The 26,495-nt window shown below is 74.2% G+C and carries 24 protein-coding genes; 11 read left to right on the top strand and 13 right to left on the bottom strand.

Annotation, left to right across the window (positions count from 1 at the left end):
• The 4 genes from IE241_RS14965 to IE241_RS14950 all read right to left on the bottom strand — a co-directional run.
• A partial coding sequence (locus tag IE241_RS14965) for a 2-oxoglutarate dehydrogenase E1 subunit family protein (RefSeq protein ID WP_190022187.1) occupies positions 1-292 on the bottom strand: 292 nt, incomplete at its 3' end.
• Positions 293-532: 240 nt separating this feature from the next.
• A complete protein-coding gene (locus IE241_RS14960; RefSeq protein WP_190022230.1) occupies positions 533-1,627 on the bottom strand; it encodes a HAMP domain-containing sensor histidine kinase in 1,095 nt (364 codons plus the stop codon).
• A gap of 92 nt (positions 1,628-1,719) precedes the next feature.
• Positions 1,720-2,457, bottom strand: coding sequence for a response regulator transcription factor (locus IE241_RS14955; protein ID WP_030366311.1), 738 nt, complete (start codon positions 2,455-2,457; stop codon positions 1,720-1,722).
• 92 nt (positions 2,458-2,549) lie between these two features.
• Positions 2,550-3,269 carry a spermidine synthase family protein gene (locus IE241_RS14950; RefSeq protein ID WP_190022186.1) on the bottom strand — a complete coding sequence of 240 codons (720 nt, stop codon included), beginning with the start codon at positions 3,267-3,269 and terminating at the stop codon, positions 2,550-2,552.
• A 194-nt stretch (positions 3,270-3,463) separates the two neighbouring features.
• On the opposite strand from IE241_RS14950, the gene IE241_RS34805 reads away from it, so the two are divergent.
• Positions 3,464-4,519, top strand: a complete 1,056-nt coding sequence (locus IE241_RS34805) for a rhomboid-like protein (RefSeq protein ID WP_190022185.1) — start codon at positions 3,464-3,466, stop codon at positions 4,517-4,519.
• 275 nt (positions 4,520-4,794) lie between these two features.
• Here IE241_RS34805 and IE241_RS14940 read toward each other — a convergent pair whose 3' ends face one another.
• Positions 4,795-5,661 carry an NAD(P)-dependent oxidoreductase gene (locus tag IE241_RS14940; protein ID WP_190022184.1) on the bottom strand — a complete coding sequence of 289 codons (867 nt, stop codon included), beginning with the start codon at positions 5,659-5,661 and terminating at the stop codon, positions 4,795-4,797.
• Between the two features lie 145 nt (positions 5,662-5,806).
• On the opposite strand from IE241_RS14940, the gene IE241_RS14935 reads away from it, so the two are divergent.
• Positions 5,807-6,778 (top strand): helix-turn-helix domain-containing protein, encoded by a 972-nt coding sequence (locus tag IE241_RS14935; RefSeq protein WP_444545148.1) that lies wholly within the window; start codon positions 5,807-5,809, stop codon positions 6,776-6,778.
• Here IE241_RS14935 and IE241_RS14930 read toward each other — a convergent pair.
• Positions 6,745-7,431 (bottom strand): hypothetical protein, encoded by a 687-nt coding sequence (locus IE241_RS14930; protein ID WP_190022182.1) that lies wholly within the window; start codon positions 7,429-7,431, stop codon positions 6,745-6,747. The two genes, IE241_RS14935 and IE241_RS14930, sit on opposite strands and share 34 nt — an antisense overlap.
• A gap of 220 nt (positions 7,432-7,651) precedes the next feature.
• Here IE241_RS14930 and lon point away from each other — a divergent pair, with 220 nt between their 5' ends.
• Entirely contained in the window at positions 7,652-10,051 is a 2,400-nt protein-coding gene (gene lon / locus IE241_RS14925; protein ID WP_190022181.1) for an endopeptidase La, read from the top strand.
• Between the two features lie 79 nt (positions 10,052-10,130).
• Here the strand turns inward: lon and IE241_RS14920 are convergent, their stop codons facing one another.
• A complete protein-coding gene (locus tag IE241_RS14920) occupies positions 10,131-10,556 on the bottom strand; it encodes a MarR family winged helix-turn-helix transcriptional regulator (protein ID WP_190022180.1) in 426 nt (141 codons plus the stop codon).
• A 163-nt stretch (positions 10,557-10,719) separates the two neighbouring features.
• Here IE241_RS14920 and IE241_RS14915 point away from each other — a divergent pair, with 163 nt between their 5' ends.
• Complete coding sequence (locus IE241_RS14915) at positions 10,720-11,577, top strand: MBL fold metallo-hydrolase (protein ID WP_190022179.1); 858 nt, start codon at positions 10,720-10,722, stop codon at positions 11,575-11,577.
• A gap of 122 nt (positions 11,578-11,699) precedes the next feature.
• On the top strand, positions 11,700-14,567 hold the full coding sequence (locus IE241_RS14910; protein WP_373300672.1) for a M4 family metallopeptidase: 2,868 nt from the start codon (positions 11,700-11,702) through the stop codon (positions 14,565-14,567).
• 123 nt (positions 14,568-14,690) lie between these two features.
• Here the strand turns inward: IE241_RS14910 and IE241_RS14905 are convergent, their stop codons facing one another.
• Positions 14,691-15,560, bottom strand: coding sequence for a lysozyme (locus tag IE241_RS14905; protein ID WP_190022178.1), 870 nt, complete (start codon positions 15,558-15,560; stop codon positions 14,691-14,693).
• A gap of 289 nt (positions 15,561-15,849) precedes the next feature.
• Between IE241_RS14905 and IE241_RS14900 the strand changes: the two genes are divergently transcribed.
• The gene (locus IE241_RS14900) at positions 15,850-16,281 is read left to right on the top strand and encodes a MarR family winged helix-turn-helix transcriptional regulator (protein WP_190022228.1); all 432 of its coding nucleotides are present in this window, start codon (positions 15,850-15,852) and stop codon (positions 16,279-16,281) included.
• A 46-nt stretch (positions 16,282-16,327) separates the two neighbouring features.
• On the opposite strand, the gene IE241_RS14895 is transcribed toward IE241_RS14900, so the two are convergent.
• Positions 16,328-17,092, bottom strand: coding sequence for a protein phosphatase 2C domain-containing protein (locus IE241_RS14895; protein WP_190022177.1), 765 nt, complete (start codon positions 17,090-17,092; stop codon positions 16,328-16,330).
• A gap of 248 nt (positions 17,093-17,340) precedes the next feature.
• Here IE241_RS14895 and IE241_RS14890 point away from each other — a divergent pair, with 248 nt between their 5' ends.
• From IE241_RS14890 to IE241_RS14870, 5 genes are read left to right on the top strand one after another with little or no spacing between them, the layout of a single operon-like run.
• A complete protein-coding gene (locus IE241_RS14890) occupies positions 17,341-20,043 on the top strand; it encodes a sensor histidine kinase (RefSeq protein ID WP_190022176.1) in 2,703 nt (900 codons plus the stop codon).
• Positions 20,040-20,549, top strand: coding sequence for a roadblock/LC7 domain-containing protein (locus IE241_RS14885; RefSeq protein WP_190022175.1), 510 nt, complete (start codon positions 20,040-20,042; stop codon positions 20,547-20,549). The genes IE241_RS14890 and IE241_RS14885 overlap by 4 nt, the downstream gene beginning before the upstream one ends.
• The gene (locus IE241_RS14880; RefSeq protein WP_190022174.1) at positions 20,546-21,004 is read left to right on the top strand and encodes a DUF742 domain-containing protein; all 459 of its coding nucleotides are present in this window, start codon (positions 20,546-20,548) and stop codon (positions 21,002-21,004) included. The genes IE241_RS14885 and IE241_RS14880 overlap by 4 nt, the downstream gene beginning before the upstream one ends.
• A complete protein-coding gene (locus tag IE241_RS14875) occupies positions 20,985-21,635 on the top strand; it encodes a GTP-binding protein (RefSeq protein WP_190022173.1) in 651 nt (216 codons plus the stop codon). The genes IE241_RS14880 and IE241_RS14875 overlap by 20 nt, the downstream gene beginning before the upstream one ends.
• 10 nt (positions 21,636-21,645) lie before the next feature.
• Entirely contained in the window at positions 21,646-22,920 is a 1,275-nt protein-coding gene (locus tag IE241_RS14870) for a styrene monooxygenase/indole monooxygenase family protein (RefSeq protein WP_190022172.1), read from the top strand.
• Positions 22,921-22,972: 52 nt separating this feature from the next.
• On the opposite strand, the gene IE241_RS14865 is transcribed toward IE241_RS14870, so the two are convergent.
• The 4 genes from IE241_RS14865 to IE241_RS14850 form a co-directional block, all read right to left on the bottom strand.
• Positions 22,973-24,139 (bottom strand): C40 family peptidase, encoded by a 1,167-nt coding sequence (locus tag IE241_RS14865; protein ID WP_229899253.1) that lies wholly within the window; start codon positions 24,137-24,139, stop codon positions 22,973-22,975.
• Between the two features lie 194 nt (positions 24,140-24,333).
• Positions 24,334-24,621, bottom strand: coding sequence for a DUF8847 domain-containing protein (locus IE241_RS14860; RefSeq protein ID WP_229899251.1), 288 nt, complete (start codon positions 24,619-24,621; stop codon positions 24,334-24,336).
• A 48-nt stretch (positions 24,622-24,669) separates the two neighbouring features.
• Entirely contained in the window at positions 24,670-25,422 is a 753-nt protein-coding gene (locus tag IE241_RS14855; RefSeq protein ID WP_190022171.1) for a TetR/AcrR family transcriptional regulator, read from the bottom strand.
• 86 nt (positions 25,423-25,508) lie between these two features.
• On the bottom strand, positions 25,509-26,444 hold the full coding sequence (locus IE241_RS14850) for an AurF N-oxygenase family protein (protein ID WP_190022170.1): 936 nt from the start codon (positions 26,442-26,444) through the stop codon (positions 25,509-25,511).
• Positions 26,445-26,495: the final 51 nt, after the last annotated feature.

Below are 26,495 nucleotides of genomic sequence, written 5' to 3'. Positions count from 1 at the left end.
CGGCCGGAGCGGCCTGGGCCGGGGCGGCGGGCGCCGCGGGCGTGGTGGCGGCCGGGGCGGGGCCGCCCGCGGCTTCGATCACTTCCTGCGGCGGCGCGGCCGCCGCAGTGCCCGGCTTGTAGTCGGCGAAGAAGTCCCACCAGGCTCGGTCGACCGAGTTCGGGTCCTGGAGGTACTGCTGGTAGATCTCGTCGACGAGCCACTCATTGGGACCGAAGACGTCTGCAGGGCTCTTACCCTGCCCGTCTTGGTCGGTCGAGATGCTCGAGGTGTTGGGGGACTGTGGCGACACGGCGGCAACCGCCCTCTTCCGCTTCACAAGGTGATGGACAGCGGGAATAAAGGCTACGCCTGTCTGCAGGGTTGATGCAGGCCACCCGGGCCAGCAGTCGCGCAAGTCACATTCGCTCCGGGGTTTCGGGGCATGACTTGGCGGGAAACACACGGGGTTCTGCTGGTCCCAGGGGTATCAGGGTTCGCTCAAGCGCGCCCCACACTCCCTCGAATGTGTGCCTCCGCCACCGACCATACGTCAAACGTGATCGCGCGGTACGCCCGGAAGAGTGACCTGAATGCGGCACCCATGCGGGGATTCGGCCACCCCGATGCTCCCGCCGTGCAGATCCACCGCCCAGCGGGCGATGGCCAGCCCCAGCCCCGTACCGCCGTCCGTGCCCGGGCCCTGCTGGCCCGAGCCGCCCCGGTTGAACCGCTCGAAGACCCGGTGCCGCTCCGCCTCGGGGATACCCGGGCCCTCGTCCAGCACCTCCAGGGCCAGCGACTGCGGCCCCTCGCCCCGGCGCGCCCGCACCGTGACCCGCCCGTGCGGGGGGCTGTGCTTGACCGCGTTGTCCACCAGGTTCGCCACCACCTGGTGCAGCCGCTCCGCGTCCGCGTGGGCCGTCAGCTCCGGCGGGGACACGTCCAGGTGCAGATGCACGTCCTTGCGGGCGTGCGGAGAGGAGCCGGAGCCGTTGGCCATGCTCGCCTCCTTCAGGACGCCCGCCAGATACGGCCACACCTCGAAGCGCCGCGCGTGCAGCGGTACGACCCCGTTGTCGAGCCGGGACAGATCCAGCAGCTGCTCCACCAGGCGGCCGAGCCGCTCGGTCTGGCGCAGCGCCGTCCGCATCGTCTCCGGATCCGCGGCCGACACCCCGTCCACCACGTTCTCCAGGACCGCCCGCAGGCCCGCGATCGGGGTCCGCAGCTCGTGCGAGACGTTGGCGACGAGCTCCTTGCGGTGGGTGTCCACCGCCTCCAGGTCGGCCGCCATGCGGTTGAAGGCGTTCGCCAGGTGCCCGAACTCGTCCCGCCGCCCGGCGCCCACCCGGCGCGTGTAGTCACCCTGCGCCATCGCGCGGGTCACCTCGGTCATCTCGTCCAGCGGCGCGGTCAGGCCCTGCGCGACGAACTGCGTTATCAGCAGCGAGGCGATGATCGAGAAGACGGTGATCACCCGGAGCTCGGTCGCCGAGTGGATCGCGACGAAGACCAGGAAGGTCGTTATGACCACCGAGCCGATGACGAGGGCGCCCAGCGCCGCCTTCACCGACCGGTAGGGGTCCAGCGGGCGCAGCGCCTCCCAGACGCGGCCCCCCAGGCCCGCCGGGGTCGCCGCGCCCATGGCGCGCTCGGCCTCGCGGGCCCGTCTGCCCTGGCCCCCGCCGCGTGCCGCGCCCTGGCCGGTGCCGCCCCCGGGGCCGGCCGTGCCGCCGGTCATGCCGCCGGGGTCTCCAGTGCATAGCCGACGCCGTGCACCGTACGGATCCGCTCCGCGCCGATCTTCCGGCGCAGCGCCTTGATGTGGCTGTCGACCGTGCGGGTGCCCGAGGCGTCGGCCCAGTCCCACACCTCCGCGAGCAGCTGCTCGCGGGAGAGGACGGCGCGCGGCGTGTTCGCCAGGCAGACGAGCAGGTCGAACTCGGTCGGCGTCAGGTGCACGTCGGCGCCTCTGACCCGGACTCTGCGCTGCGCGTGGTCGATCTCCAGCTCGCCCAGGCGCAGGATGCCGCTGCGCGGGGTGTGCGCGGCCAGCGCCGCCCGCTCCACGCGCCGCAGCAGCACGTGCACCCGGGCCGCCAGCTCGCGCATCGAGAACGGCTTGGTCATGTAGTCGTCGGCGCCGACGCCGAGACCGACCAGCATGTCCGTCTCGTCGTCACGCGCGGTGAGCATCAGGACGGGCACCGGACGCTGCGCCTGCACCCGCCGGCACACCTCCAGGCCGTCGAAGCCCGGCAGCATCACGTCGAGCACGAGCAGGTCGGGCTGCCACGCCTCGGCGGTGTCGACGGCCGCCGGCCCGTCGCCCGCGGTGCGGACCTGGAAGCCCTCGGCCCGCAGCCGCGCCGCGATGGCGTCGACGATGGTCCGGTCGTCCTCGACCACCAGCACACGGCGCTGCGCCCCGGCGGAGGCTGCGGCACCGTTCGGGCCGATGTGTGTCTGCTCCATGCGCGCCCCGCCCCTAGCGTCTTTCCGTCGCGTCGTTCTCTGCCGGCTCTTCAGCTGTGGCAAGCAGGGTACGGGCAGGTGGCGGGCGACGGCTACGCGGCACGTAGCGCGAGGTGCACTACGTCCGGTACGCCCCGGGCAACCGCGATCTCTTCGGTCCGTACCCCTTCGAAACCGGCATTCCGGAGGGCCTTCTCGAAAGCGGCGGACGGCTGGGCCGACCATACGGCGAGCACACCGCCGGGCGTCAGGCGCTCGCGGCAGCCGGTGAGGCCGGCGGGGGAGTAGAGGCCGCCGTTGCCCTCCGTGACGGTCCAGCCGGGGCCGTTGTCGATGTCCAGGCACAGGGCGTCGTAGCGCACCGGGGCGGTGTGCACGTGGCGCAGGAGGTCGTCCTCCACGATCTGCGTACGGGGGTCGGCCAGGGCCCGGGCCGAGATCGCGCCGAGCGGCCCCGCCCGGTGCCAGCCGATCACCGCCGGCTCCCGCTCGACGACCGTGATCCGGCCCCACCGGGGCTCGTCCGCGGCCCGGGCGAGCGAGAAGCCGACGCCGAGCCCGCCGATGAGGACGGACGGCCCCGGGCGGTCCTCGGGGAGGGCGGCCAGGGCCGCGTCCACGAGCAGCCGCTCCGAGCGCCCGTCGGAGGTGTCCATCAGGAAGCAGCCGTTCGCGATGATCTCGTGGACGGCGCGGCTCCCGGCGCCCCGGCGGCGCAGGACGACCTCGCCGTACGGGCCCTCGCGGCGGTCCACGGTGACGGGCCGCCCGCCGGTGTCGTAGTCGTACGGGTCGCGCTGGAGGGCGGTCATCGGAGGCCTCCGTGTCGGTCGGTACTCGGCGGACGCGGCAGGCGGCTGCGGGGTTGAGGTGCGTGACGGGAGTCACGGTCTGCGGTTGATTCGCCTGCCCTCGATGGACCTTAATGTCGGAGGGAGCGGGAGCGGGATCGCTTTTCGCTCCGCCGGGTGCCGCGACGGACCCCGCGAGGAAGGGGCTTGGCCGAGTGAGTGTGGTGGACCCCGACGGCGAACCCCCGCGGCGCCGGCGGCGAGCTCTCCGAGCCCCGGCGCCCCGCCGGATCCTGCGGGCGCTGCCCACCCCCCTCGGCACGCCGTTCACGTTCTTCTACGGCCTGGTCCTGCTGGCCACGGCGATCTACACGGACTACGGCGACCAGGCCACCGTCAACGAGCTCCTGCGCGAGTCCAGCACCGACGCCGCGCACCTGGTCGAACAGCCGCTCGTCGTCCTGCTGGCCAGCGCCCTGTGGATAGCCGGCGGCCTGTACTCGCTGTACGGGATCGTCTTCGTCCTCGTCGTCTCCGCGCTGGAGCGCCGGACCGGCGGGGCCCGCACCGCCGGCGTCTTCCTCCTCGGCCACGTGCTGGCCACCCTCGCCACCGAGCTGCCTGTCGCGGGCGCCGTGGCCGCGGGGCAGCTGCCCGAGGCCTCGCTGCACCGCCTCGACTACGGCATCAGCTTCGGCGTGATGGCCTGCATCGGCGCGCTCGCCGGGCTGCTGGGGCAGCGCGCGAAGTGGACCGTCCTGGGCATCTCCTTCCTCATGTGCGCCCAGGACCTCGTCGAGTTCGCCGACCCCCTCGCCAGCTGGGGCCACCCCATCGCCCTGCTCACCGGCATGGCCTGCTGGGGCCTGCTGCGCGACAAGGAGCCGGCGAGGGGCGGGTCAGCCGCGGACGGTGCCGTCCCAGGCCCAGTCCGTGCGCCGCGGCAGGCCCGGCAGGGCCGCCCGGCCGGTGCACCACAGCAGCGTCTGCGCGGGGGAGCGGCCGGGCGGGGCGTCCGGGAAGAGCCGCTCGACGGCGGGCGCGCAGAGCTCGTCCGGCAGGCTGTGGCCGCCGGGGAAGACGGGGGCGAGGCCGAGGCCGCGCGCGATGTCGTCCGTGTGGAGCACGATCTCCGTCACCCCCATGGCGGCGAAGCCGGGCGCGTCGGAGTGGCCCCACGGGTGCCAGGCGCGGACCCTCTCGTCCGCGCCGCGGACGGTCGCGGCCAGCAGCGCCGCAGCGATGCGGATGCCCTCCAGGCGGGCCGGTAGCGGCGCCTCGGGGTCGAGCGAGGCGAACAGCGCGACGTAGCGGTCCGTGGGGCGGGCCGTGAGCAGGCCCGCGTAGCCGACGAGGCCGAGGGCGAGGTGGTCGAGCGTCGCGGCCGCGGACCACTCCAGGCCACGGGCCGGCCGCGACCAGTCGAGGCCGGCGCCCTCTTCGAGGACCGCCGAGCAGTGGTCGGCCGCGTCGGTGACCAGGGCGGCCCAGCCGGCGGCGGTGCGCGGCGCGGCGGCCTCCCGTACGGGTTCGTGAACGAGCGTGGTCATGCCCGGCCCCCCGCCCGGACGGTCTCGATCAGGCGGGCGTAACCGTCGCCGCCGTGGCCGGCCGCGACCGCCTGTCCGACGAAGGCCCGGAACAGCTCCGGCAGCCGCGGGTCGAGGCCGCGCGCGGCGCTCGCGTGGACGAGGTGCTCGATCGTGGCGAGGTGGACGTCGAGCGTGGCGTCGTCCCCGGGGTAGACCCCCGCGTCGATCTGCGGCGCGTAGGTGCTCATGAAGCCGTTCACCGCCGTCATCCAGCGGACGGCGACGGGGGTGAACGTCACCGCGTCCACCCCGTCGGCGCCGGTCAGCGCCACGCCCTGCAGCCAGCCGCCGAGCGTCGCCCACATCATGCCGAGCAGGGCCGTGTCGTAGAGGGAGGCGGTGCCGGCGTCGTCCCCGAGGTCCACGGGGTCGCCCAGGCTCGCCAGGGTCTCCCGGTACTCGGCGAAGGCCTGCGAGGAGCCGCTGTAGAGCAGCATGACCTGCGGGCTGCCGATGCCGGGCGGCGTCGACATGATCGCCCCGTCGAGGTAGCCGATGCCGCTGCCGGCGGCCCAGGAGGCGCTCGCGCGGGCCTGCTCCGGCGAGCCGGAGGTGAGGTTGACGAGCGTGCGGCCGCGCAGCTCCTCCGCCAGGGGCCCGAGGACGCCGTGCACGGCGTCGTAGTCCGACAGGCAGGCGAGCACCAGCGGGCTCGCCCCGACGGCCTCCGCCGCCGTCGCCGCGCGCGCCGCGCCCCGTGCGGCGAGGGCCTCGCCCTTGCCCGCCGAGCGGTTCCAGACGGTGGTCTCGTGGCCCGCCTCCAGGAGGGCGCCGGCCAGGGCCGTACCCATCGAACCCAGGCCGAGAACGGTCACCTTCATGGGTGGTTTCTCCCCGTGTGTCACAGAAGTTGATCAAGTGCGATCAGCCTCGCACCGGCACGCGCGGCCCGACAGTGGCAGGACTGACGCACTCCGAAAAATTCCTGCCAGCTCGCCTAGGGTGTCGATCATGAGCGCCGGAACCGTGGCCGTGGCCGTGATCGACGACGACGTCCCCCTGTGGGACCTGTACGAGCTGGGGGTGGTCTGCACCGTCTTCGGCATCCCGCAGCCCGACCTCGCCGACCCCTGGTACGACCTGCGCGTGTGCTCCGTCGGCGGCGGCGAGCCGCAGCCCGGGCCCTTCGGGCTGACGCTGCGCACCTCCTACGGCCTGGAAGGGCTGGAGGGCGCCGGCACGGTGATCGTGCCGTCGGTGCCCGAGGCGTGCATCGAGGGCGAGCGCGAACTCCCGGCCGGACTGCTGGAGGCCCTGCGCCGGGCCGCGGACTCCGGGGCCCGCATGGTCTCCCTGTGCGCCGGGGCCTTCGCCCTCGCCGCCGCAGGCCTCCTCGACGGCCGCCGCGTCACCGCCCACTGGATGCACACCGAGGCCCTCGCGCGCCGCCACCCGCGCGTGCACGTCGACGACTCGGTCCTCTACGTCGACGACGGCGACGTCCTCACCAGCGCCGGCGTCACCGCGGGGCTCGACCTCTGCCTCCACCTCGTCCGCCGCGACCTCGGCGCCCACGTCGCCAACCAGCTCGCCCGCCGCCTGGTGGTGCCCGCGCACCGGCCCGGCGGACAGGCCCAGTACGTGGACCTCTCCGTGCCCGATGCCGACGACGACAGCCTCGCCCCCGTCCTGCAGTGGGCCCGCGAGCACCTCGACCGCCCGCTCTCCGTCGACGACCTCGCCGCCCGCGCGGGCATGAGCCCGCGCACCTTCTTCCGCCGCCTCCACGCCGCCACCGGCACGACCCCGCTGCAGTGGCTCCTCACCCAGCGCCTCGCCCGCGCCCAGTCGCTCCTGGAGTCGACGGCCCTGTCCGTCGAACGCGTCAGCGAACTGAGCGGCCTGGGCACGGCCACCAACCTGCGGCGCCACTTCGGCCTCCAGTTCGGGGTGACCCCGACGGACTACCGGCGCTCGTTCCCGGGGACGGCCGCCTGACGCAGCGGCGCGGGGGCCTGCCGGGCGGGCAGGCGCGGCTTGTCGTAGAGGTCCATGGGCGTGTCCGACGGGTAGCGGGCGCAATCGGCGTACGCGGCGACGCCGAGCCGGTCGCCGGGGTACGCCTCGGCCGAGAGGGAGTCCCCGGTGCCGGGGTGCGTGAGGCGCAGCCACAGCCGCGGGCCGGAGTGCTCGTAGTCGGTGACCTTCCAGCCCCGCTGCGTCATGCGCTCCCGGGCCCGCTCCAGCGCGGGCCCGGCCTGGGCGGGGGAGACCCCCTTCAGGGCCCAGTCTTCGCTCACGGTGGTGACCCCGGGCTCGCTCGGCGGGCTGTCGCTGAGCCCCTCGGGGAAGTGGCGCAGCCCGCGGCGCGGGCAGGACGACAGGCCGGCGTGCATGCCGTCTCCGGGCCAGTCCTCCGCCAGCCCGGCCCGCGGCAGGCCCAGGGCGTCGTAGAGGGCCTGCGTGTGCCCGTCCAGGCGCCGGGCCGTGGCCGCCGGGTCCGCCACGGGGTACGGGGTGCCCTGCCAGGCGCCGTCGAGCCAGCGGCCGAACCCGATCGCGCCTGCCGCCACTGCGGCCATGGCCAGTCCCACGGCCGTCGCGGCGAGGGCATTCCGGCGCCGCCGGGAGCGTTGGTGCTGCTGTGTCATGCACGGATCGTCCGCCGGGGCCGGTGGCGCGGGCATGAGCACCCGTACTCAGCCGGGTCGCAGCGATCACTCAACCTTCCGGACGGGTGATCACTCAGCCAGGGCGGGTGATCGCCCGGCCTTCCCGGTGATCGCTCAGAGCGAACGCGGGGCGGGGAACATCCGGGGCGCCCCGCGCATTGAGTCGGCATAGCTCAACTTGCCTGCCTAAGGGGAGATCATGGCTTCGACGTCCACACCGCTCACCCTGCCCGTGCTGCCCCTCGACGACGAGGTCGTCCTGCCCGGCATGGTGGTGCCCCTCGACCTGTCCGACACCGAGGTGCGGGCCGCCGTCGAGGCCGCACAGGCCGCCGCGCGGGGCGGCGACAAGCCGCTCGTGCTGCTCGTGCCGCGGGTCGACGGCACCTACGCGGGCGTCGGCACGCTGGGCAGCGTCGATCAGGTGGGGCGGCTCTCCGGCAGCGGCGACCCCGGCGCGCTCATCCGCGGCGTCCGCCGGGTGCGCATCGGCGCGGGGACGACCGGGCCCGGGGCCGCACTGTGGGTCGAGGGCACCGCGATGGAGGAGATCACCCCTGACCCCTTGCCCGGCGCCGTCGCCGAGCTCGCCAAGGAGTACAAGGCGCTCGCCACCAGCTGGCTGCGCAAGCGCGGCGCCTGGCAGGTCGTCGACCGCGTCCAGCAGATCGAGGACGTGGGCCAGCTCGCCGACAACGCCGGCTACTCGCCGTTCCTGACGATCCGGCAGCGCGTCGAGCTCCTGGAGACCGCCGACCCGGTGGCCCGGCTCAAGCTGGCCGTCGGATGGCTGAGCGAGCACCTCGCCGAGCAGGACGTCGCCGAGTCCATCGCCAAGGACGTCCAGGAGGGCGTCGACAAGCAGCAGCGCGAGTTCCTGCTGCGCCGCCAGCTGGAGGCCGTGCGCAAGGAGCTCGCCGAGCTGGGCGGCGACCCGGAGAACGAGTCCGACGACTACCGCGCCCGCGTCGAGGCCGCCGATCTGCCCGAGAAGGTCCGCGAAGCGGCCCTGAAGGAGGTCGGCAAGCTGGAGCGGTCCTCCGACCAGAGCCCCGAGGGCGGCTGGATCCGCACCTGGCTGGACACCGTCCTGGAGATGCCCTGGAACGAGCGCAGCGAGGACGCGTACGACATCCCCGGCGCGAAGGCCGTCCTCGACGCCGACCACGCGGGCCTGGAGGACGTGAAGGAGCGGATCACCGAGTACCTGGCGGTGCGCAAGCGGCGCGCCGACCGGGGGCTGGGCGTGGTCGGAGGGCGCCGCGGGGGCGCGGTGCTCGCGCTCGTCGGCCCGCCCGGCGTGGGAAAGACCAGCCTCGGCGAGAGCGTCGCCCGCGCCATGGGCCGCAAGTTCGTCCGCGTGGCGCTCGGCGGCGTCCGCGACGAGGCCGAGATCCGCGGCCACCGGCGCACGTACGTCGGCGCGTTGCCCGGCCGGATCGTACGGGCGGTCAAGGAGGCCGGCTCGATGAACCCGGTCGTCCTGCTCGACGAGATCGACAAGGTCGGCTCGGACTTCCGCGGCGACCCGGCGGCGGCCCTCCTGGAGGTCCTGGACCCGGCGCAGAACCACACCTTCCGGGACCACTACCTGGAGGTCGAACTGGACCTGTCGGACGTCGTCTTCCTGGCGACGGCCAACGTCCTGGAGGCCATCCCCGAGGCCCTGCTGGACCGCATGGAGCTGGTCCGCCTCGACGGCTACACCGAGGACGAGAAGGTCGTCATCGCCCGCGACCACCTGCTGCGGCGGCAGCTGGAGCGCGCGGGCCTGGAGCCGGGCGAGGTCGCGCTGGAGGACGAGGCCCTGCGCAGGCTGGCGGGGGAGTACACCCGCGAGGCGGGCGTGCGGAACCTGGAGCGCGCGATCGCGCGGCTGCTCCGCAAGGTCGCGGCCAGGCACGAACTGGGTGAGCAGGAGCTGCCGTTCACCATCGGCGCGGAGCAGCTGCGCCCGCTGATCGGGCGCCCGCACCACACCCCGGAGTCCGCGCAGGACCCCGCCGAGCGGCGCACCGCGGTGCCGGGCGTGGCGACGGGGCTCGCGGTCACGGGCGCGGGGGGCGACGTCCTGTTCGTCGAGGCCTCCCTGGCCGACCCCGAGACGGGTGGCGCGGGCCTGACCCTCACCGGCCAGCTGGGTGACGTGATGAAGGAGTCGGCGCAGATCGCCCTGTCCTTCCTGCGCTCGCACGGCGCGGAACTGGAGCTGCCGGTGGGCGACTTCAAGGAGCGCGGCGTCCACCTGCACGTCCCGGCGGGCGCCGTCCCGAAGGACGGCCCGAGCGCGGGCGTCACCATGACGACGGCGCTGGCGTCGCTGCTGTCGGGCCGCCGGGTGCGGCCGGACGTGGCCATGACCGGCGAGGTGTCCCTGACGGGGCGGGTCCTGCCCATCGGCGGCGTCAAGCAGAAGCTGCTGGCGGCGCACCGGGCAGGCGTGACGACGGTGATCATCCCGAAGCGGAACGAGCCCGACCTGGACGACGTGCCCGCCGAGGTGCTGGCGAAGCTCGACGTCCACCCGGTCTCCGACGTCCGCCAGGTCCTGGCGCTGGCCCTGCAGCCGGCCGAGGCGGAGGTGGCCGTGGCGGCGTGAGCGGCCGCGAACGGCGCCGGGCCCGTACCTCTCTCCACAGGGGTACGGGCCCGGCGCCGTCTTCCGGCTCAGGAGTGGTTCAGGTGTGGCTGACGGCCTTGTGCAGCAGGCCCTGCAGGGCGTCCTGCTCCTCCTGCGACAGCCCGGCCAGCGGCGACTCCCGGGCGAGGAGCTCCATGAGCCGCTCGCGCAGGGCCGCGCCCTCCTCCGTCAGGACCAGCTGCTTGGCGCGCCGGTCCGTGGGGTGCGGGCGGCGCTCCAGGAGCCCGCGGCCCTCCAGCTTGTCGATGACGAACGTCGCGTTGGAGGGCTCGCAGGCCATGCGGTCGGCGAGCTCGCGCATCGTCATCGGGCCGGACAGCTCCCGCAGGGCCGTGGCCTGGGGCGCGGTGAGGTCCAGCGTGCCCGCGCGGTCGCGCACATGGTCCGCGATCCGGCGGGCGAGGCCGTTCACCAGGCCGCAGAGCCGGCGCTCGGCGATGGCGTGGGCTTCCGGGGTGGTCATGACCGCCATCGTAATCGGAGCAAGCTTCATCAAGCAGATAATTTTTCAGCTTGAATCATTCAAGCCAGAAGCTTATTGTCTTCGATCAAGGAACCCGTGCAGGGCTGCAGCCCTGCGTCCCCTGCATCCCTGCACCCCTGCACCACAAAGGACGGAACCACCCATGACCGACGACGCCCGCCTCAACCGCCCCGCCGGCATCCGCTCCCTGCAGCTCGGCGACATCAAGGTCACGTACGTGCCGGACGGCGCCGGGCAGCTGAGCCCGCGCGGCTGGCTGCCGGACACCACCGACGAGGTGTGGGCCGAGCACCCCGAGTACCTCGACGCGACCGGCAACCTCGTGGCGAGCATGGGCGGCCTCCTCGTCGAGCACGGCGACCGGGCCCTGCTCATCGACGCGGGCTTCGGCCCCGGCCACCACGCGGCCGAACCCGGCGCCCCCGTGGGGGAGATCAACGGCGGCGCCCTCTTCGGCAACCTCGCCCGCCTCGGCCGCACCCCCGCCGGCATCGAGGCCGTGGCCATCACGCACCTGCACGGCGACCACATCGGCTGGTCCGCGCAGCTCGCCGACGCCGGTGCCGTCCACCTGATCAGCGCGCCCGAGTGGGAGCACCGTCACCTCGCCGAGCAGCACGGCGTGCCGCCGGAGCTCCTCACCGCCCTGGAGCCGAGCCTGCGCACGGTCACCGACGGCGAGGAGATCTTCCCCGGCGTCCGCGTCATGCTCACCCCCGGCCACACCGCGGGCCACGCCGCCTACGTCATCACCGGCGGCGGCCGGCGCCTGATCGCCTTCGGCGACGCCCTGCACTCGCCCCTGCAGATATCCCACCCCGAGTGGTCGGCCGTCGTCGACCACGACGCCCGGCAGTCGGCGGACTTCCGACGGCGGCTGGTGGAGGAGATGGCGGAGCCCGGCACGATCGGCTTCGGCATCCACTTCGCGGATGTGGTCTTCGGGCGGGTGCGGCGCGACGGCGCGGGGGCCACGTCGTGGGAGCCGGTCGACGCGTGACACGCGAGCGGTACGTAACAAGGCCCCTGCCCCCTTTGCCCCGTTGACGGACGCGAACCCCACCGCTTGCATGGTCACGACCAAGCTCCGCTGACCGACCAGTCACGTTCGGAGGGGGACCTTTGCGCAAGACGAAGGCACGTTCGGGCAGAGCAGGAAGACGGACCATCAAGAGCGGAATACCGGGCGCGGCGGCACTGATAGGTGCCGCCGCGCTCATCGTTTCCGGGGCACCCGCCCAGGCGGCGGGCGGCGGCGACGGCGGCCCGGCGGAGGTGATCCCGGGCAAGGGGACCGCCACGCCGGCGCTCGTGGGCGGCATCCGCGAGAAGGCCGCCTCCTCGGGCAGCGCGGCCGACGCGGCCCGCGGCCACCTCGCCGGCAAGCGCAGCCGCTACCGCATCGCCGAGCCGGAGCGCGACCTGAAGCCCGTACAGACGCTGAACGCGGGCGCGGCCGAGACCGTACGGCTGCAGCAGAAGCACCAGGGTGTCGACGTCCTGGGCGGCCAGTACGTCGTCCGGATGGAGAAGAAGGACGGCAAGCGCGTCGTCACCGGCACCTCCGGCAAGTACTTCACCGGGCTGAAGGCCGGCACCCGGGCCGAGGTGAGCGAGAAGCTGGCCGTCGAGCGGGCCGTCGCCGCGACCCTGCACGACCTGGCCGGCAACCGGCTCGCCAAGGGCGACGCGGTCCGTACGAAGGGCGCCGCCACGCAGCCGGCCCGCTCGCTGTCGGGCACCGCGCGCGGCCTCGTCGTCATCCCCAAGGGCCCCGGCGTCCTCACCCATCACGTCACCGTGCGCGGCACCGACCCGGCCACCGGCCGCCCCGTGCTGCGCGAGGTCTACGTCGACGCCAAGGCCGGCTACCCGGTGCTGCAGTACAGCGGCATCAAGACGTTCGGCACCGGCGACGCGGACGGGCTGCGGGAGCGCGCCCGGGGCGCCGCCACCGGTACGTCCGAGGCTGCGGCCCGCGCCGCCGCCGGCCCGGTCAGCCCCGGCGTCACCGGCTCCGGCGTCAAGTACGACGGGACGACCGTCGAGCTCGGCCTGTACAAGGACACCGCCCGCAACGAGTACGTCATGACGGACTACGCGCGGATGTGGGACTCCAGCAAGAACCTGATCTCCACCTGGGACGCCCGCGGCAAGGACGTCAGCGAGGCCAGCGGCCGCTGGCCCGACGGGATCAAGGAGTTCGGCTCCCCGGGGCCCTCCTTCGGCAAGGACGCCACGGACGCGGGCGCCGTCGACGCCCACTGGGCCGCCGGCAAGGTCTACGACTACTACAAGAAGGTCCACGGCCGCGACAGCCTGGACGGCCGCGGCATGGCCATCAACTCCCTCGTCGGCGTGACCGAGTTCGGCGGCGCGTACGTCAACGCCTTCTGGGACGGCACCAAGATGGTGTACGGCGGCGGCGACAAGGAGTACAAGACGCTCTCCGCCGACCTCGACGTCGTCGGCCACGAGATGACGCACGGCGTCGTCGAGAACACCGCCAACCTCGTCTACGCGGGCCAGTCCGGCGCCCTCAACGAGGCCATCGCCGACTACTTCGGCAACGCCATCGACACCGACGCCGCCGGCAAGGCCATGGACGACCCGACCGCGGGCCTCCTCGGCGAGGACCTGTGCCGGACGAAGTCCCCGCGCGAGTGCGCCTTCCGCGACCTCAACGACGGCCACACCACGTCCGGGAACTTCATCGGCGTCGGCTTCGGCTCCGACGGCGGCGGCGTGCACCTGAACTCCACCATCTTCTCGGGCGCCCTGTGGGACATCCGCGAGGACGTGGGCCGCACCCTCGCCGACAAGATCGTCTACAAGGCGCTGACCGAGTACATGACGCCGCTCGACGGCTTCACCGAGGGCCGTGACGCGGTGGTCGCCGCCGCCAAGGCGCTCGGCGTCTCCGCCAGGGACCTGAACACCGTCCAGCGCTCCTTCAACGCCCACGGCATCGTGGCCAACTGGGAGCAGGCGCTCGGCGTCGACACCGACCTGCTCTCGCCCCGGCTCAACACCGCCAACACGGGCACGGGCGCGGGCGGCGGCTGGTGGGCCGCCTCGCGGTCGAACGACGACGGCTCCGAGGCGTACTCCGTCTGGGCCGGCCGCACGGACGGCAGCGGCTCGCCGAAGCTGATGAGCCCCAACGACGGGCGCTACCACGTCTACCCGGCCACCGACGGCAAGACCGTCGCCTGGGTCGCCTACGGAGCGGCCGGCGCGGACGTCCTGACCCGGCCCCTGGCGGGCGGCCCGGTCAAGAAGGTGTACAGCACCGCCACGGGCGGGGTCTCCGGCGTGCGCGTCGAGGGCGGCACGGTCGTCATCGACATGGCCGACCCCGCGGGCGGCCGGCACGTCGGCTACGTCCGCACCGGCGACAAGCAGCCCACCTGGGTGGACGGCGGACGCGCCGAGGTGGCCACGGCCCTGCCGTCGCTGAGCGGCCAGAAGATCGCCTACGCCACCCTCTTCCCCGAGGGCGACGACTACCGCATCGGTACCGAGGTGCTGGACCTCAAGACCGGGGCCAGGACGCAGATGGGCCAGCTGGGCAAGCCCGAGGCCGTCGGCCAGACCGGCATCAACGCGACCGGCGTCTTCTGGATCGCGGACGAGACGACCGGCGACCAGGGGCAGGTGGCCGTGCGCCGCGCCGCGCTCGACGGCACCGGCGTCACGGACCTCAGCAAGGAGAAGGGCGCGGACGCCCTGCACGCCTCCGACCTGACCGTCTCCGAGAACGCGGTGACGGTGACCGCCGAGGTGCCGGACACCACGTACCGCAACGAGACGCTGGCCAAGCTGTGGCAGTTCGCGGCCGACGGCTCGTCCCGGGCGCGCGTCTCCTGCAACCGCGGAGAGCAGACCTCGGCCGCCGCGGCCGGCGGCAAGCAGGTGGTCTGGATCGACGGCACCACCGGCACCACCGACCTGGTCACCCGCACCCGCCCGGCGGGCACCTGCGGCTGATCACGGACGACGACAGGACCGGGCCCCCGGCGCCGATGTGCCGGGGGCCCGGTGTCTTTCCACGGGGGGTGTCTTCTCTGTGGGGGTGCCTTCTTGGGGGTGCCTTCTCCGTGGGGGGCGCTCTCACCCCAGGGCCAGGGCCTGGAGCCGGCTGTACGTGCCGTTGAAGCGGTTGTGGTCGCCGACGGTCGGTCCGGTGTCGGTGTACTGCCAGAAGGTGTGATACTCCCAGCCGGACGGGAGTTCACCGGCCGAGGAGCCGTAGCGGGGCACCCACAGGGGGTGGGCGGAGGCGAAGCCGCCGTAGTTGCCGGTGCACTGCTTCCACCAGCCGGTCGAGGTGTAGACGACCGCGTCGCGCCCCGTGCGCGCCTTGTAGGCGGAGAAGAAGTCCCGGACCCAGCCGACGAGTGCGCTCGCGCTCATGCCGTAGCAGGTGGCGCCGTAGGGGTTGTACTCGATGTCCAGGACGCCCGGCAGCGTCCTGCCGTCCTTGGACCAGCCGCCGCCGTGCGTGGCGAAGTACACGGCCTGGGCGGCGCCGCCGGAGTTGTCGGGCAGGGCGAAGTGGTACGCGCCGCGGATCATGCCGGCGGCGTACGAACCGTTGTACTGCTGCGCGAAGTACGGGTTGGTGTAGCTCGTGCCCTCGGTCGCCTTGACGTAGGCGAAGCGGTTTCCGGCGTTCCAGAGGGTGGACCAGGGGACGTTGCCGTTGTGGCTGGAGACGTCGGCCCCTTCGACGGAGGCGGCGGCCCGGGGTGGGGGAGGGGTGCCCGGGCCGGGGTCCTCGTGGGTGCGCAGGGTGGAGCCGAGCCAGTCCCGTTCGGGGTGGGAGGGCGGTTTCGCGCCGTGCGCCGCGGCCGGCGGCGCGAGGAGGCAGAGGGTGGTCAGCAGGGAGGCCAGGAGGGAGGCCAGGAGGAGGGAGGGGGTGCGTAACGCCGTGGGGGATCTGCGGCCCGTGCGGCCGGATCTGCATCTGAATGTGACCATGGCGTGCCTTCCAGAAGGGTCCGTGGGGGGAGTACCAATGACGCGCCGACGGCGCGGAGGCATTGGTATGGCCATGTCATAAATGACGTTATGGCGACGGACGCGCCAGGCATAGGGGGACGCGGTGCTGCCGTTGGTCTAATCCTGCGAAATACTGGCGGAGCTGCGGTGAAGACCGCGAACGGGAAAAACTTTCAACAACCGGAAAGCCGGAGAGGGCCCTGACGTGCACCAGACGACTCCCCCGTCCCCCGAGGAGGGCGGGCCGGGCGCCGCGGACAGCAGAGGTATGGACCAGGCCTACCTCTCCCTGGAACGCGAGCTGGCCGTCTTCCTGCGCCGGGCCCGGGCGTCCTCCGGTGAGATGGCCCGCGCGGTCCACCCCGAGCTGGAGGCGGCGGCCTACGGCCTCCTCGTCCGCCTGGAGGACGCCGGGCAGCAGCGCGCCACGGACCTCGCGGCGTACTTCGGCGTCGGCAAGGCCACGATGAGCCGCCAGCTGCGCGCCCTGTGCGAGCTGGGCCTCGTCTCCCGCGAGCCGGACCCGGCCGACGGGCGCGCCTCCCTGGTCCGCATCACGGACGAAGGCCGCGCCCGCTTCACGCGCGTCCGCGACGCCCGCCGCGCGCAGTACGTACGGAAGCTGGCGGACTGGGACCGCGGCGAAGTGGCGGAACTGGCACGGCTGCTGCACCAGCTGAACGCGAGCGCCGAGCAGTAGAGCGCGGCGCGATGCATCAATGAGCTGTGACCGGGGTGAAGCCCGGTCACAGCTCTACGTACACCGCCGCCGCGTCGTCGTGCCGCTTCCCGAGCCGCGCACCGCGCTCCCCGGCCTCGGCGGTCCGGACCCGCTCGATGAGCGCGTCCGGACCCTCCTTGGCCAGCGCCGCCAGGCACGCGGTCCAGTCACCCTCCCGGAACACCTCCACCCACCGCGCCGCCCCGTCCGTGAGCGCGGCCAGCGCCCGTACCTCCGCGCGCGCGAGCGAACCCGTCACGGCCCGCGCGGCCACATCCGGGTCCGCCGCGGCGGTGAAGAAGCCGCCCTCCGCGTTGCGCGCGGCGTCCGTCACCGGGCCGAGCGCCCGCAGCCGCTCGATGCGGTCGTCCAGGACGGCCGTCACCGCGCGGCCGGGCGACTCGACGAGCAGCGCGGAGTCGGAGAGCACGAGGTACTCCACGCGCGCGTCGTCCCACCGCACCACGACCGCCGTGGCCTGCGGCGTGCGCCGGTGGGTGAGGTCGCAGGTGCCGCGATGGGCCTGTGCCGTACGGGAGACGGCGGCGGACAGGCAGCGGGTAAGCGGCAGTTCCCGTTCCGCCACGGCCAGTTCGAGGAGCGCGCCGCCCAGCCGCGCCGTGAACCAGGGCACTCCGTGCACGCAGCCGGTCGCGCCGGAGGGTGGCGGCGTCACCCCGTCGAGCAGGACCAGCGCACCTCCCTTACCGGAGGCCGGCAGGGCGACGGACACGAAGTCCTCGTTCGGGTGTCGGACATCCCCCGGCCGGGTGGCGAGTTCGATGCGCATGGGGCCAGTGTGCCGGATGCCGGAAATCGACGGGGGCACGTGCGCATCCTGTCGGCGGCCTCCGCGTTGCTTCAGGTGACGTGCTGACCTGGCGCGTATGCGATGAGTGAAGCAGGCCGATTGTCAATCTCCCAGGGGGATTCACTCCTTCGAGTGGCCGGGCGGTCGATGGGCACCCCCGCCCCGCAGAGGTGCTGAAAGGGTCAAATCAGTACCAGGGGTGGGACGAGAAAAGATTGTGAGCACCGGTGCGGAAGAAGCGGCTTGGGGGCGGCGGCGGACGGAAGCCGCGGGCCACGGCGGTGCCGGAGCGCACCGCCCGCGTACGTAACCGACTGGCCGTCTCCGTCGCGGTCATCGCCCTCGCCGTGCTCGGCGCGAGCGCCTCCGGCGTCCGCGAGGCCTGGCGCGACGTCACCGAGGCCCGCCGCCTCGCCGCCCTCGCCACCGCCGACGAGTCGGCCCTCGCCCTCGCGCACTCCCTGGCCGACGAGCGCGACGCCATGGTCCAGTACGTGGCGGGCGGGCGCGCCGACTCCACCGCCGCGGGGCTCTCCGACCGCCAACGGGTCGGCGTGGACCGCCGGATCGAGCAGTTCCGGCCCGATGCGCCCGCGCCCGTCCGGGAGCTCCTCGACGCCCTCCCGCACACCCGCCGCGAGGCCTACTCCGGCAAGGGCGACGCCCTGGCCGCCTTCAACGCCTACACCCCCGCCGTGCAGGCCCTCCACAGCCTCGCGGACACCCTCGACCGGCAGGCCGGCGGCGGCGACTCCGCCGCGCTGCCGCCCCTCGCCCGCGCCACCGAGGCCGCCTCGGCCGGCCGCGGGCTGCTCCTGGGCGCCCTGGCCGCCCAGGGCCGCAAACCCGAGCTGGCCGCCGCGGCCCAGCGCGCCGACACCCGCACCCAGGACGCCCTGGCCGACTTCACGCGCCTCGCCCCCGCCGCCGCCCGCGACGCCTACGCCGAGGCCGTCACCGGCCCCGAGGTCACCGCCGCCCAGGGCCATCTCGGCCGCCTCGTCCGGAGTCAGTCGTCCGGCGAGCTCGCCACCCAGCCCGCCGAGCCCGTCCGCACGGCCCTCACCACCCGCCTCCAGCGCATGCGCGGCGTCGAGACCGCCCTCGCCGAGAGCGAGGCACCCCGCCTGGAGGCGCTGCGCCACGCCGCCATGACCGAGCTGGAGCGGCGCGTGATGGCCGCCGCGCTGTGCCTGTTCACGGCCCTGCTCGCCGGCGTCTGGTCCACCCGCTCGGTGACCCGCCCGCTCGCCGCCGTGCGGCTGGGCACGCGCCGCGTGAGCGCCGACCCCGTGACCGAGGAGCCCGTCGCCTTCAAGGGCCGCGACGACGAGTTCGCCGAGACCGCCCGCGCCGTCAACCACCTCCAGGGCAAGTTCCGGCGCCAGCAGGGCCGTATCGCCGCCCTCGAAGGCGAGCGCACCCGCCTGATCGCCGCCCGCCAGGACGCCGCCGACGAGCGCGACTCCCTGCGCGCCGAACAGCAGCGGCTGACCGAGCGGCTGGCCGCCCTGCCCGCCGAGCAGCCCGGCGGGCGCGCGGGCGAGACGGGCATCCTCGTCGGGCTCTCCCTGCGCACGCTCGGCCTGGTCGAGCGCCAACTGGCCGTCATCGAGGGCATGGAGGCCCACGAGGCCGACCCCGAGCGCCTTGAGATCCTCTTCAAGCTCGACCACCTCGCCACCCGCATGCGCCGCAACAGCGAGAACCTGCTCGTCCTCGCCGGCGCCGAGAGCGGCACCGGCCGCGCGGGCCCCGTCCCCCTGCTCGACGTCCTGCGGGCGGCCGTCGGCGAGACCGAGCGCTATCAGCGCGTGCGCATCCAGTCCCTGCCGCCGCACGCCCGCCTCGCCGGCTTCGCCTCCGAGGACGTGAGCCACCTCGTCGCCGAACTGCTGGAGAACGCCACCGCGTTCTCCCCGCCGGACGCCCAGGTGCAGGTCTCCGCCTGGCACCTGGAGGGCGGCGAGATCGTGCTCTGCGTCCAGGACGAGGGCATCGGCATGGCCCCCGAGCGCCTCGCCGAGGTCAACGCCCTGCTGGCCGACCCCGACCCCGCCTGCCCCCCGCTGCCGGTGGCCGACCACACCGGCCGGGCCGACGGCGGGGGCCGCTCCGCGCGTGCAACGCAGTCGCCGCTCGGCCTCGGCCTCTACGTCGTCGCCCGGCTCGCCCTGCGGCACGGCGTGCGCGTCCAGCTGCGCGAGCAGACCACCGGCGGCGTCGCCGCGGTCGTGGTGCTGCCCGTGAGCCTGCTGCCCGCCGGCCCCCCGGCCGTCACCGGCCTGGGCGACATCCCGCCCGTCCCGGGTGCCACGGCGCTCCCGCAGGTCCACCTCCCCGGCTCCATCGCCGAGGCCAACTCCCATGCGCTGCGCGGCCGCCCGCAGCACGCCCAGCGGCCGTCCGGGGCCCACGCCGCGCCCGCGCCCGTCCACCCGGCGGACCCGCCCGCCGCGGCCGCGGGCCCCGCGGAGCCCGTGGCGGACCCGGCGTCCGCCGAGTCGACGATGCAGCTCACCGGCTTCGCGGAGACGCCGCCGCTCGGGCCGCCGCCCGCATCGACGGGGCGCCACGCCCGCCCGGCCGCGCCCACCGAGGGCACGCTCCCACCGGCAGGCGGCCCCGGCGCCGGACGTCCCGGTGGCGCCGGACTCTCCAGTGGCGCCGGGCTTCCCGACGGCGCCGGGCTCCCCAACGGCACCGCCCTGCCCAAGCGCACCCCCAAGGTCATCGCCCAGCGCCCCGCCCCCCAGCGGGTGCGCCAGGGCGTGGACGCCGAGGCGCTGCGGCGCAAGCTGGCCGGCTTCCAGCGCGGCGCGGCCGACGGCCGCCGGGACGCCCAGGCCGAGCTGGCCGGGCGCGAGACACAACGGAATCAAGCGGGCCCGCCGGACACCGGCGGCACACCCGAGGAGGCACGCGGTTGACTGCATTCCCCCGGGGGGCGACCCCCGTATCCCCCGTCGGCCCCGTCGCCTACGGACTGAGCCACGAAGCCCGCAACCTGCACTGGCTGCTGACCAACCTGGTGGAGGAGGTGCCCGGGGTGCGGTCGGTCGCCGTCGTCTCCTCCGACGGCCTGCTCCTGCTCTCCTCCGACCCGCGCCTGGCGCACCGCGGCGAGAGACCGGAGAGTCCGCGCGGCTCCACCGCCGACCTCGCCACCATCGTCGCGGGCCTGGGCAGCCTGACGACCGGCGCCGCCTGCCTGATGGACGGCGGCCTCGTCAAGCAGACCATGGTCGCGATGGACGAGGGCAGCCTGTTCGTGATGACCGTCAGCGACGGCTCGCTGCTGGGCGTCCACGCCGAACCCGACTGCGACATGGGCGTCGTCGCCTATCACATGGCGCTCTTCGTCGGCCGGGCCGGGCACGTCCTCACCCCCGAACTCCGCAGGGAGCTGCGGCAGTCGGTGGAGGCGGTCGGATGACGGGCCCCACCGCGGCGGCCTGCGGCAAGCCGGCGCGCGTCCGCCCGTACTCGCTCACCGGCGGGCGCCCCCGCCGGTGCCGGCTGCTGCTCGTGGAGACTTTCGTGGCGGCGCTCGACACTCCCGGGCTCGACACTCCCGGGAGTGGCACCCCCGGGCTCGGCACCCCCGGGCTCGGCACCCCCGGGGACGCCGCGGGTGCCGGACCGCACGGCGACGCCGGCCCCGGCGCCCGCGTGCCGCCCGAGGCCCGCGCCATCGTGGACCTGTGCCACCGGCTGCGGTCGGTCGCGGAGATCGCCGCCCTGCTGCGGATGCCGCTCGGCGCGGTCCGCGTCCTCCTGCTCGAACTGGCCGAGCAGGGCCGGGTGCGCGTCTTCGACACCGCGCACGGCACGGACCGGCCCGACCGCGCGCTGCTGGAGAGGGTGCGAAGTGCACTCCACCGACTGTGAAGAACGCCCGGCGCCCCGCGCGGCCACCCTCGGAGCCGTCGCCGCCGACGACGCCCCGCGTGCCTGGCAGACCGACCGCACCCGCGCCCCCCTCGCCACGAAGATCGTCGTGGCGGGCGGCTTCGGCGTCGGCAAGACCACCTTCGTCGGCTCGGTCTCCGAGATCACACCGCTGCGCACCGAGGCCGTGATGACGGCCGCCGCGGCCGGCGTCGACGACGCCACCGCCACCCCCGCGAAGCGGACCACCACCGTCGCCATGGACTTCGGGCGCCTCACGCTCGACGCCGACCTCGTGCTCTACCTCTTCGGCACACCCGGCCAGAAACGATTCTGGTTCATGTGGGACGACCTCGTGCGCGGCGCGATCGGCGCCGTCGTCCTCGCCGACACCCGCCGCCTCGCCGAGTCCTTCGCCGCCCTCGACTACTTCGAGACCGCCGGCCTGCCCTACATCGTCGCGGTCAACCACTTCGAGGGCGCCGACCGCTACACCCCCGAGGCCGTGCACGAGGCGCTCGCGCTGCCGCCGCCCGTGCCGGTGGTGACCATGGACGCCCGGAAGCGGATCACGGTCGTCGACACCCTGCTGGCCCTGGTCGGCCGGGCGCTTGAGACCCTGCCCGAGTGAGGAGCGACCCGTGCGACGGATCCTCATCGCCGGGGCCGGCCAGTCCGGCCTGCAGCTGGCCCTCGGCCTGCAGTTCCACGGCTACGACGTCACGCTGATGTCCCACCGCACGCCCGAAGAGATACGTTCCGGCCGGGTGACGTCCACCCAGTGCATGTTCGCCACGGCCCTGCGCCACGAGCACGAGCTCGGGCTCGGCTTCTGGGCGGCGGCCGCCCCGCGCATCGAGGGCGTCGGCGTCTCCGTCACCGAGCCCGCACCGGGCGGGCACCGGCGCGCCGTCGACTGGCTCGGCCGGCTGGACGGCTGCGCCCAGTCCGTGGACCAGCGGCTGAAGATGTCCGGCTGGCTGGAGACCTTCGCCGACCGCGGCGGCCGGCTGGTCGTCCACGCCGCAGCGGTCTCCGACCTCGACGCCCTCGCCGGCCACTACGACCTGGTGCTCGTCGCCACCGGCAAGGGCGAGCTCGCCGAGCTCTTCGACCGCGACCCCGCCCGCTCCCCGCACTCCGTCCCGCAGCGGGCCCTCGCCGTCGCCTACGTGCACGGGCTCGGGCCCCGGCCCGAGCACCCGAGCACCGAGGCGGTGCGCTGCACCCTGGTCCCGGGTGCGGGGGAGCTGTTCGTCCTGCCGACGCTGACCGTCTCCGGCCGCGCCGACGTCCTGTTCTGGGAAGCCGTCCCGGACGGGCCGCTGGACGCCTTCCAGGACCTGCCCGGCCCGGGCGAGCACCTGGCGCGGACCCTGGAGCTGATGGAGCACTACGCCCCGTGGGAGTACGCCCGGGCGACCCGCGTCGAGCTCACGGACGCCCACGCCACCCTGGCCGGCCGCTACACCCCGGCCGTGCGCGACCCCGTCGGCCGGCTGCCCTCGGGCGGCGTCGTCCTCGGCGTCGGTGACGCGGTCGTCGCCGACGACCCCGTCACCGGGCAGGGCGCCAACTCCGCCGCCAAGTGCGCGGCCGCCTACCTCGCGGCGATCGTGCAGCACGGCGAGCGGCCCTTCGACGCCGCGTGGATGCGCACGGCGTTCGACCGCCACTGGGCCTCGGCCCGGCACGCCACCGCCTGGACGCACGCGATGCTCGCACCGCGGCAGCCGGCGCACGTACGGGAGCTGCTGGCGGCGGCGGCCCGCCTCCAGCCGGTCGCCGACCGCATCGCCAACGGCTTCGACGACCCGGCGGACTTCGCGCACTACTTCTACGAGGCGGAGCGTGCGGAGGCCTACGTGGCGGAGGTGGAGAAAACGGAGGCGGCGAAGGCGGAGGCGGGCGGCTGACCGGTCGCCCGCCCCGCCGCCGTGCCCCGCCCCGCCGCCCTGCCCCGCGCCGTCAGGCCCTCGACGGCGCCTGCGCCGATCCGTAGCCGGTGTCCGGGCCCGACAGGGCGCCCTCCGGCATCGGCGGCGGCTCGTACCGCCGCAGCGGCGCCTCGTCCGCATCCGGCCGCACCGCCCCGAGCAGCGGGTTGGCGGCGATCGGCGAGACCTTCACCGAGCCGCCGGGCCGCGGCGCCTGCATCACCAGGCCGTGGCCGATGTAGAGCGCCACGTGCGTCGCCCCTTCGAAGTAGACCACCAGGTCGCCCGGGCGCAGCTCGTCGAGCGAGACCCTCGGCAGGGTCCTCCACTGCTCCTGGCTGGTGCGCGGGATGGCGTCGCCCGCGTGGGCCCAGGCCTGGGAGGTGAGCCCGGAGCAGTCGAAGGCGTCCGGCCCCTCCGCGCCCCACACGTACGGCTTGCCGAACTGCCGGTAGGCGTAGGCGATGGCCCTGCCGCCCGAGGCGGAGGGCCGGGAGGAGCCGCTGAGCCGGCCCGAGGAGAGCAGCTTGGCCTGGGCCTCGCCGATGTTCTTGTTCTCCAGCCGCTGGACCTGGGCGAGCTGAGTGCCGGTCAGCGAGGCGAGCATCTTCTCGACCTCGCCGAGGCGCTTCTTGACGGCGTCGCGCTGCCGCTTCTGCCGGGCCGCGAGCACCTGCTGCTCGTTGAGGGCGTCCCGGGCCCGTGCGGCCAGGTCCGAGGCGTGCTTCTCGCCCTTCGCGAGGCGGTCGACGGTGGCCGCCCGCTGGCCGGCGGCGCGCTGGATCTGGTGGCCTCTGTCCAGCGCCTGCTGGGGGTTGCCGCTGAGGAAGACGGAGACGTACGGGGCGAGGGTGCCGCTCGTGCCCTGGTACTGCTCGCGGGCGAGCCGCCCGGCGGCGTCCCGGCTGCCGGTGAGGGCCACGCGGGTGAGGGCGAGCTCGTCGTTGAGCTCGTCGACCCGCTTCTGCTGGACCTTGAGCTTCTCCTCGGTCGCGTCGTAGGCCTCGGTGGCCTCCTCGGCCTTCCGGTAGAGCGACTGGAGCCGGGCGAGCAGGCTGCCGACGGACTGGCGGGACGGGCGGGACCGCTCGGGCGGGTCGTCGGGCGCGGCCGCGGACAAGGGAGCGGGCAGTGCGAGCGACGTGGCGCCGGCCATCAGCGCCACCGTGCAGACAGAACGCACGAACCGTCCTGACACGAGCTCACCTCCGGTGTGGGGCGTGATCGTTTACCCAGGTGAGGATCGTGCCACGTGCGGTCCTACTTATGGGGGCGATGTGGGCGAATCCGCCTAACCCGCTCACTCCATGGTTGCCCGGGCATCACCCGGCCGGCGGCCTCGCGCCCGCCCGCGTGCCCCGGATGCCGCCCGCAGGCGCCCTTGCGGACGGCTCAGACGTCCGCTCCGGGGCGCGGCCGCTTCGTCCACGGCCACTTCAGGCTGCGGTCCGGACGGCGCCCCTCGGGGTCGTAGACGTACTTCCAGCCCTTGTGCAGCCCCAGCCGCCGCGTCGTACCCGCCTGGACCCGGTGGTAGACGAGGACCGTCGGGGCCCCGCCGTGCTCATCCGGCACCGGAACCTCGTAGACCTTCGGCGGATGCCCGGTGTGTCCCAGCAGTACCGGCAGTACGCGCCCGTCCAGAGGGCCACCCTCGAAGGGCGTATCTTCGCTTCTCACGGATCCAGTGTCCGTCAGCCGGGGCCGTGGGCCCGCGGGCGTAGTGCATCAGAGCAGGTGCGCCGCATCCGAGACCACCGGGATGACCTGGCGGGCCAGGCGCCCCACCGGCCCTTCCGCACGCTCCAGGGCCAGCGCCGCACGCATGACCTCGGCCGTCTGCGGGTCGCTCGCCGACGTGGCCGTCAGCAGCGCCACGAAGTGGTCGACGAGCCAGTCGCGCAGCTCCTCCACCGGCGGCTGCTTGCCCTCGTCCAGCCAGATCAGGGAGGCCGCCTCCACGGCCGTGATCCAGGTGCGGACCATCATGCTCAGCCGGGGGCCGGGCTCCGGCACCTGCAGGTGCTTGAGGATCTGCGCGGCGGCCGCCCGCCGCACGCCGTCCACGATCGCGCCCGTGCGGGAGGTCTCGGCGACGCTGCCGCCCTGCAGCAGCGCACCGAAGCCCGCGTCGTGCTCGTCCACGAAGGCGAGGTAGCGGTCGAGGGCGGCGGCCAGGCGGCCGGTGAGGGGGCCCGTCTGCGGCTCGGCGAAGCACAGCTCCAGGTCGTCGGCGGCGCTGCGCAGCGCCGTCTCGTACAGCTGGGGCTTGCCCCCGGGGAAGTAGCGGTACACGAGCGGCCTCGACACCTTGGCGGCCGCGGCCACGTCGTCCAGGGAGACGTCCTCCGGGGCGCGGTGGGCGAAGAGCACGAGGGCGGCGGCGATCAGCTGGGTGCGGCGTTCCTCGACGCTGAGTCTGCGGTAGGCGGGGCGGGCGGACGGAGTCGGTGCTGCCGGGGCGGTTCCGCTGCCGTTCATGCAGGGCAGCGTAACGGTGCGGCCGCCGGTGCCCGGCCTCCGGCGCCGCAGGGATCCGGCGCCGCAGGGATCCGGCGCCGCAGGGATCAGGCCAGCAGCCCGGAGGCGCGCCACAGCCGGCGGCCGGCGCCCCGCATCACGCCGATGTCGTCCAGGAAGTCCGTGAGCCGCTTGGCACCCGTCTGCATCACCTCGCGCCGGTGGCCGCTGGCGCGCACCTGGGCGACGGCCTCGCGCCGGTCGAGGCCCACGTTCGTGTAGACGGCCGGGTTGACGAAGGCGACGGAGAAGACGCGGGCCGCCTCGCCGCAGCTGAGCCGGGTCAGCCCGGCCTCCCAGCGCGGGCAGCTCACCATCTGGCGGCGCAGCTCCTCGCGGGCGTACCGCACGTGGCGCGCCTCCTCCACGACGTGGATGCGCGTGACGCCGCGGACGAGCGGCTGCACCCGCTCGTCCGGGAAGGTGAGCCGCTGCATGTAGTCGAGGATCTCCTCGCCGAGCAGCGTGCAGGCGAAGGAACCGGGCGTGGTGGACACCGTCTTGAGGATGCGCGCGAGGTTGTGGTGCAAGGGGGTCACGGGATACGCGGGGGCGCCGCCGCGCTCGATGAGCCGGGCGAACATCTTCGAGTGCCGGCACTCGTCGGCGATCTCGGTGAGGGCGTAGCGGACGTGGGAGCTGGTGAGCGGCTTGTCGTAGATGTGACGGACCAGCAGCTGCATCAGGATCAGCTCGAACCATATGCCGAGGGAGGCGAGCGAGGCGGCCTCGTGCCGGGAGAGCTCGATGCGCTGCTCCTCGGACATCGTGCGCCACAGCGGGGTGTCGTAGAGGGAGAGCAGCTCGGGCGGCCAGAACCACTTGCCGTCCTCGGGGGGCGCGTTCCAGTCGAGTTCGGTGTCCGGGTCGAAGGAGTGTCTGGCGGAGGCCTCCAGCAGGCGCCGTGCGACCTCTTCGCGGTCCTTGAGCGGCCCGAGGGCGTCCCGCCGGAGGGGGCTGACTACAGGGTTACTTGGGGTCACACCCTTATGAGACTGCCTGTCAGCAAGGCCGTCAATCCTTTCGGGTGAGTT

The organism is Streptomyces hiroshimensis (genome assembly GCF_014650335.1).
GTDB lineage: Bacteria > Actinomycetota > Actinomycetes > Streptomycetales > Streptomycetaceae > Streptomyces > Streptomyces hiroshimensis.
This window is presented reverse-complemented; position numbering and strand designations above follow the sequence as displayed.

Coding starts and splice junctions, on each gene's coding strand:
- IE241_RS14960 (WP_190022230.1), bottom strand. CDS start 1,627: ATGGGCGCGGCGACCCCGGCGGGCCTGGGGGGCCGCGTCTGGGAGGCG.
- IE241_RS14955 (WP_030366311.1), bottom strand. CDS start 2,457: ATGGAGCAGACACACATCGGCCCGAACGGTGCCGCAGCCTCCGCCGGG.
- IE241_RS14950 (WP_190022186.1), bottom strand. CDS start 3,269: ATGACCGCCCTCCAGCGCGACCCGTACGACTACGACACCGGCGGGCGG.
- IE241_RS14940 (WP_190022184.1), bottom strand. CDS start 5,661: ATGAAGGTGACCGTTCTCGGCCTGGGTTCGATGGGTACGGCCCTGGCC.
- IE241_RS14930 (WP_190022182.1), bottom strand. CDS start 7,431: ATGACACAGCAGCACCAACGCTCCCGGCGGCGCCGGAATGCCCTCGCC.
- lon (WP_190022181.1), top strand. CDS start 7,652: ATGGCTTCGACGTCCACACCGCTCACCCTGCCCGTGCTGCCCCTCGAC.
- IE241_RS14920 (WP_190022180.1), bottom strand. CDS start 10,556: ATGACCACCCCGGAAGCCCACGCCATCGCCGAGCGCCGGCTCTGCGGC.
- IE241_RS14915 (WP_190022179.1), top strand. CDS start 10,720: ATGACCGACGACGCCCGCCTCAACCGCCCCGCCGGCATCCGCTCCCTG.
- IE241_RS14905 (WP_190022178.1), bottom strand. CDS start 15,560: ATGGTCACATTCAGATGCAGATCCGGCCGCACGGGCCGCAGATCCCCC.
- IE241_RS14900 (WP_190022228.1), top strand. CDS start 15,850: ATGGACCAGGCCTACCTCTCCCTGGAACGCGAGCTGGCCGTCTTCCTG.
- IE241_RS14895 (WP_190022177.1), bottom strand. CDS start 17,092: ATGCGCATCGAACTCGCCACCCGGCCGGGGGATGTCCGACACCCGAAC.
- IE241_RS14880 (WP_190022174.1), top strand. CDS start 20,546: ATGACGGGCCCCACCGCGGCGGCCTGCGGCAAGCCGGCGCGCGTCCGC.
- IE241_RS14855 (WP_190022171.1), bottom strand. CDS start 25,422: ATGAACGGCAGCGGAACCGCCCCGGCAGCACCGACTCCGTCCGCCCGC.